The sequence below is a fragment of the Thioclava sp. PTB-PU3-1 genome, assembly GCF_055666785.1.
Genome location: NZ_JBVNVL010000016.1, coordinates 1 through 4,660 on the forward strand (window position 1 = coordinate 1; position 4,660 = coordinate 4,660).

General features: G+C 63.9%; 3 protein-coding genes and 1 pseudogene. 1 reads left to right on the forward strand and 3 read right to left on the reverse strand.

The window, feature by feature from the left end:
• Nucleotides 1-17: 17 nt before the first annotated feature.
• Nucleotides 18-832, forward strand: a pseudogene (locus ACZ7GB_RS19860) (IS5 family transposase); the annotation flags it as partial.
• Nucleotides 833-921: 89 nt separating this feature from the next.
• Here ACZ7GB_RS19860 and ACZ7GB_RS19865 read toward each other — a convergent pair.
• The 3 genes from ACZ7GB_RS19865 to ACZ7GB_RS19875 form a co-directional block, all read right to left on the reverse strand.
• The gene (locus tag ACZ7GB_RS19865) at nt 922-2,262 is read right to left on the reverse strand and encodes an NAD(P)/FAD-dependent oxidoreductase (RefSeq protein WP_472160146.1); all 1,341 of its coding nucleotides are present in this window, start codon (nt 2,260-2,262) and stop codon (nt 922-924) included.
• Between the two features lies 1 nt (nt 2,263).
• Nucleotides 2,264-3,757 (reverse strand): aldehyde dehydrogenase, encoded by a 1,494-nt coding sequence (locus ACZ7GB_RS19870; RefSeq protein ID WP_472160147.1) that lies wholly within the window; start codon nt 3,755-3,757, stop codon nt 2,264-2,266.
• Nucleotides 3,758-3,760: 3 nt separating this feature from the next.
• A partial coding sequence (locus ACZ7GB_RS19875) for a dihydrodipicolinate synthase family protein (RefSeq protein WP_472158455.1) occupies nt 3,761-4,660 on the reverse strand: 900 nt, incomplete at its 5' end.

Below are 4,660 nucleotides of genomic sequence, written 5' to 3' on the forward strand. Positions count from 1 at the left end.
TCTGACCTTCCTGACTTCCAAAGAGCCATGGCAAACCGCGGATCGATGACCGGCGGGTCGTGAGCGGAATAGTCTTCATCAATCGTAATGGCTTGCGTTGGTCCGATGCGCCGCCAGAGTATGGTCCACAGAAGACCCTCTAAAACCGATGGAAGCGCTGGAGGTGAGTGGCTGAACGCCACTGGTCCGAGAGAAGCCACGAACGGGGTATTTTCGCCCGGATGATGGAGGGGCTTGCTTCCGAGGCCGCCGACCGGAAGACAGTGATGATCGATGTGAGCAAGCGAACGCCATGCGTTCGAGTGAGCCTGCGCAAGTATCTCAAGGCGCACCGCACGGCTTCGAGCCTGCGGTTGAATAAGGGGGGCGTGGCCGGCTGATTGGGCGGAGTTCGAAGATCAGAAAACGATCCGGGGGATCGTTTTCCGGAGAACAGGTGGCATGAACACCAAGTTGCATGCCGTCATGGACGCGAACGGCCGCCCGATCAAGTTCTTCATGACAGCCGGCCAGGTCAGCGACTACACCGGTGCGGCGGCCCTGCTGAGCAAGCCTGCCCGAGGCCGAATGGCTGTTGGCCGATCGGGGCTATGACGCCGACTGGTATCGTGAAGGCTTGCCGGACAAGGGCATCAAGCCCTTCATCCCGGGCCGGAAGTCCCGAGGCAAGCCCGTCAAATACGACAAGCGCCGCTACTAGCGGCGCAACCGTATCGAGATCATGTTCAGCAAGCTCAGGGACTGGCGCCGCGTTGCGACCCGCTACGACAGGTGCCCGAAGGTCTTTCTGTCCGCCGTAGCCCTCGCCGCAACTGTCATCTTCTGGCTTTGAAAATTAACGAGTCTGGAGCCTACGGAGCAGCCAACGTGTATTGTCGTCCCCAACTCATTACGAACTCTCAGCGAAATTCGCATCGAGCCTCACTCATCACGCGCCTGCCATTCCTTCCAGCGCAGCACGACATTCGCGCCAAAGTCACGCACCGGTTTCGGCGGCAGTGATTTCGGCTCCGGCTCGGCCGTGAAATGCGCCGTGATTGGGCTGTGTTCTCCGCAGGCCAGTTCGGCTGCCCCAATGCCCGTGAGCGTGCCGCGGGCGGTGCCGAGGCCGTTCTGGACGCAAGCCGAGAACAGCCCCGGTTCCAACTCGCGCATCACGGAGACCGAATTCAGGCTCAGGCACAAATGCCCCGCCCATTCGAACTCCATCCGCAGGCCGGCGAGTTGCGGGAAGCGGGCGTCGAATTTGCCACGTTGGATCCGGGCGGCGCGGATCACGTCATCGGCACGCGCGGCGAGCTCCGAGCGCAGCACCGCGCAGGTGCGGGTGACGATACGATTGCCGCCCTGTCCGCTGTCGATCCGGCGCATCGTCGTGCCCATCGGGTTCGAGGGCGTGATCCCCCAACGCGGCGCGCCACCGAGCTTTGCGAGCTGTTCGGCATTAAGTTCCGGGGTCATGGATGCAAATAGGAAAAGCTGCATGAGCCGTCCCTTCGCGAAGCCGAAGCTCTCGAGGTGACCGTTCGTAGCCAGAATGACCCGTGGGCTCGAAACTGTGCCATGTGGCGTCTCGACCCGCCAGTCGGAGCCTTCCCGGGTCAACGCTGTGACGGGGCTTTGCTCGTGCAGGCTCACGTCCTCGCGGATCAACCCGTCGGCCAGTCCGCGGATATAGCCCGCCGGTTGAAGCATCACGGTGCCGGGGGTGTAGAGACCCGAGCGGTAATATAGGCTGCCGGTCATCTCGAGCATCTGCTTCGCGTCGAGCAACTCGTGCCCCTCGCCGACGCTTTCGAGATGGGCCGCATAGCTCAGATTATGCGCATGGGCGGCGTCGCTGACAGCGCCGTTTACCTTGCCGACCGGGTCGAAATAGGCGGGGTTGATCCCGTAGTCCTCGACCGCCGCGCGAGCGAAGCCGATGGCCGCGCGGTTGAGCGCTATCATAGCGCGGTCATCCCCTGCGCCTGCGTAATCCTCCGAGGTGAGCTCGTGTGGCAGGTCGATCATGAAGCCTGAATTGCGGCCCGCAGCCCCTTCGGCCACGCGTCCGGCCTCGAGCACTGTGATGCGGGCCGATGGCTGCAACTGGCGCAGACGGCGCGCGGCCGACAGCCCGGCAAAGCCCGCGCCCACTACCACGAAATCCGCTACGCTTCCGCCTTCCAGCGGAGGATGTCCGCCGCGCGGGACCAGGATCGCGTTCCAAGCGGCGACCCCTTGCTCGCGCGGCAGGTAACGGGCCCGATGGGTGCTCATGTCAGGCGACCGCCTCGTCGGCATCATCGCTCAGGTCCAGCCAGATCGTCTTGAGTTGAGTATACTGGTCATGCGCGTGAATACCGTTGTCACGCCCGCCGAAGCCCGACTGCTTCCAGCCGCCGAACGGGGTCGAGATATCGCCCTCGCCGAAGCTGTTGACCGTCACCGTGCCCGCCCTTAGCGCCCGGGCGCCCCGCAGGGCCCGCTTGGCATTGGCGGTGAACAGCGAGGCCGCAAGCCCGTATTCGGTGTCATTGGCCAGCGCGATCGCTTCGTCGAAGCTCTCTACACTCAGCACCGTCAGAACGGGACCGAAGATCTCCTCGCGTGCAAGCCGCGAGTCTGCGTCCGCCTCGATTACGGTCGCCTCGACAAAGCCCTTCTCGGCCTTGCCGCCGAAGACCATCGTCTGAGCCTGTTCGAGATAGGAACAGACCTTGTCGTAATGCGCAGGCGAGACCAGCGCCCCCAGCCGCGTCGCGGGGTCGAGCGGGTCGCCCACGTTCCACGCCTTCGCATGATGCGCAATGCGGGTCAGAAGCTCTTCCTTGACGCCCGACTGCACGATCAGCCGCGAGCTGGCCGAGCAGTTCTCGCCCATGTTCCAGAACGCGCCGTTGACGATGTGCTGGGCCACGCGGTCGAGGTTCTCGGCGTCGTCCATCACGATAGCGGGGTTCTTGCCACCCATCTCCAGCACCACCTCCTTGGCGTTGCTCTCGGCGGAATAGCTCAGGAAACGCTTGCCCGTCGCGGTGGAGCCGGTGAAGGAGATCATGTCCACATCCATGTGGCGGCCCAGCGGCTCGCCCACCTCCGGCCCGGAGCCTGGCAACACGTTCAGCACGCCCTTGGGCAGCCCCGCTTCGATTGCCAGTTCCGCCACGCGCAGCGCGGTGAGCGAGGTTTCCTCGGCCGGTTTCACGATCACCGAACAACCTGAGGCCAGCGCCGGGCCGATCTTCCACGCCAGCATCAGAAGCGGGAAGTTCCATGGCAGCACCAGCCCGACCACGCCGATCGGCTCGCGCACCACCATCGCGATATGGTCGTCCGAGGCGGGCGCGACCTGATCGTAGATCTTGTCGATCACCTCGGCATGCCAGCTCAGACAATGGATCGTCTCGGGCAGATCGACCGTCTCGCAATCGAAGATCGTCTTGCCGCTGTCGAGGCTCTCCATCACCGCCAGCTCGCGTGCATTGCGCTTGATCAGCTTGGCGAGCCGGATCAGCACTTCTTTGCGTTCGCTTGGGTGGAGGCGCGACCAACGTCCGTCCTCGAAGGCATCGCGCGCCTTGCCGACGGCGAAATCCACATCCTCGGGACCGCAGGCGGCGACCTGCGTCAGCACCTTGCCGGTGGCCGGGTTCATCGTGTCGAACGTCTTGCCCGAGATCGCCGGTCGATAGCCGCCGTCGATGAAGGCGTTGCCGGGATGATCCAGCCCCTCCGCGATGGCGCGGTATTCCTGTTGCGTCAGAAGATCCATGTCTCAGCCCTCCGCCTCGATCGTGGCGATCGCGCGTTTGACCACACGCACCACCTGTTCCAATTCGCGCTTGTCGTCCTTGTTGAGCGGGGTGAGCGGCGGGAGCATGCCGCCCGTCTCGATCCCGTTCATCGTCACACCATGCTTGATCGTCTGGATGAACTTGCCGCCTTGTTCGAGCACGCGCATCAGCGGCAGCATCGCCGACATGATCCGGCGCCCCTTGCTGAAATCGCCCTCGATCACACAGGCGTTGTAGAGCGCGACATGCTCCGCTGGCAGGAAGTTCGAGCCGCCACAAACCCAGAACGGTGCGCCCCAAGCAAAAAATTCGAGCGCCTGGTCATCCATCCCGCATCCCATCTGGATATGCGGATAGTCACGAGCCAGCAGATGCACGCGATTGATGTCGCCCGAGCTTTCCTTGATGCCGCAGAAGTTCCGGCTGCGGCCGACGCGGTCCAGGAATTCCTCGCCCATCATCGTGCCGGTCCGGTGCGGGTAGTTATAGAGCATGATCGGCAGGTCGGCCGCCTTGTCGATCGCAAGCGCGTTGAGCGCATTCTCGCGGTCGGTGGGCACCGAGTAAGGCGGCGATGCCAGCAGGATCGCATCGACCCCGATCTCGCGCGCGGCTCTGGCCAGGGCGATGGAGTCGGAGGTAAGCATCGCGCCCGTGCCCAGGACCAGGGGAACCCGACCCGCAATATGCGCATGGGTAAAGCGGGCGATCTCGATCCGCTCCGCGACGGTCTGGGCATAGTTCTCGCCCGTCGAGCCGCCGGTGATCAGACCATGCACGCCCTGTGCGATCACGAAGTCGATCACCTCGGCCAGCCTGTCCCAGGCGACCGAGCCATCGGGCAGCAGCGGCGTGACCAGCGGGGTATAGATCCCCTCGAA

What these genes read in the sequence shown, in the direction of transcription:
- ACZ7GB_RS19865 (WP_472160146.1), bottom strand. Translation starts at nt 2,262, where the DNA reads ATGAGCACCCATCGGGCCCGTTACCTGCCGCGCGAGCAAGGGGTCGCC.
- ACZ7GB_RS19870 (WP_472160147.1), bottom strand. Translation starts at nt 3,757, where the DNA reads ATGGATCTTCTGACGCAACAGGAATACCGCGCCATCGCGGAGGGGCTG.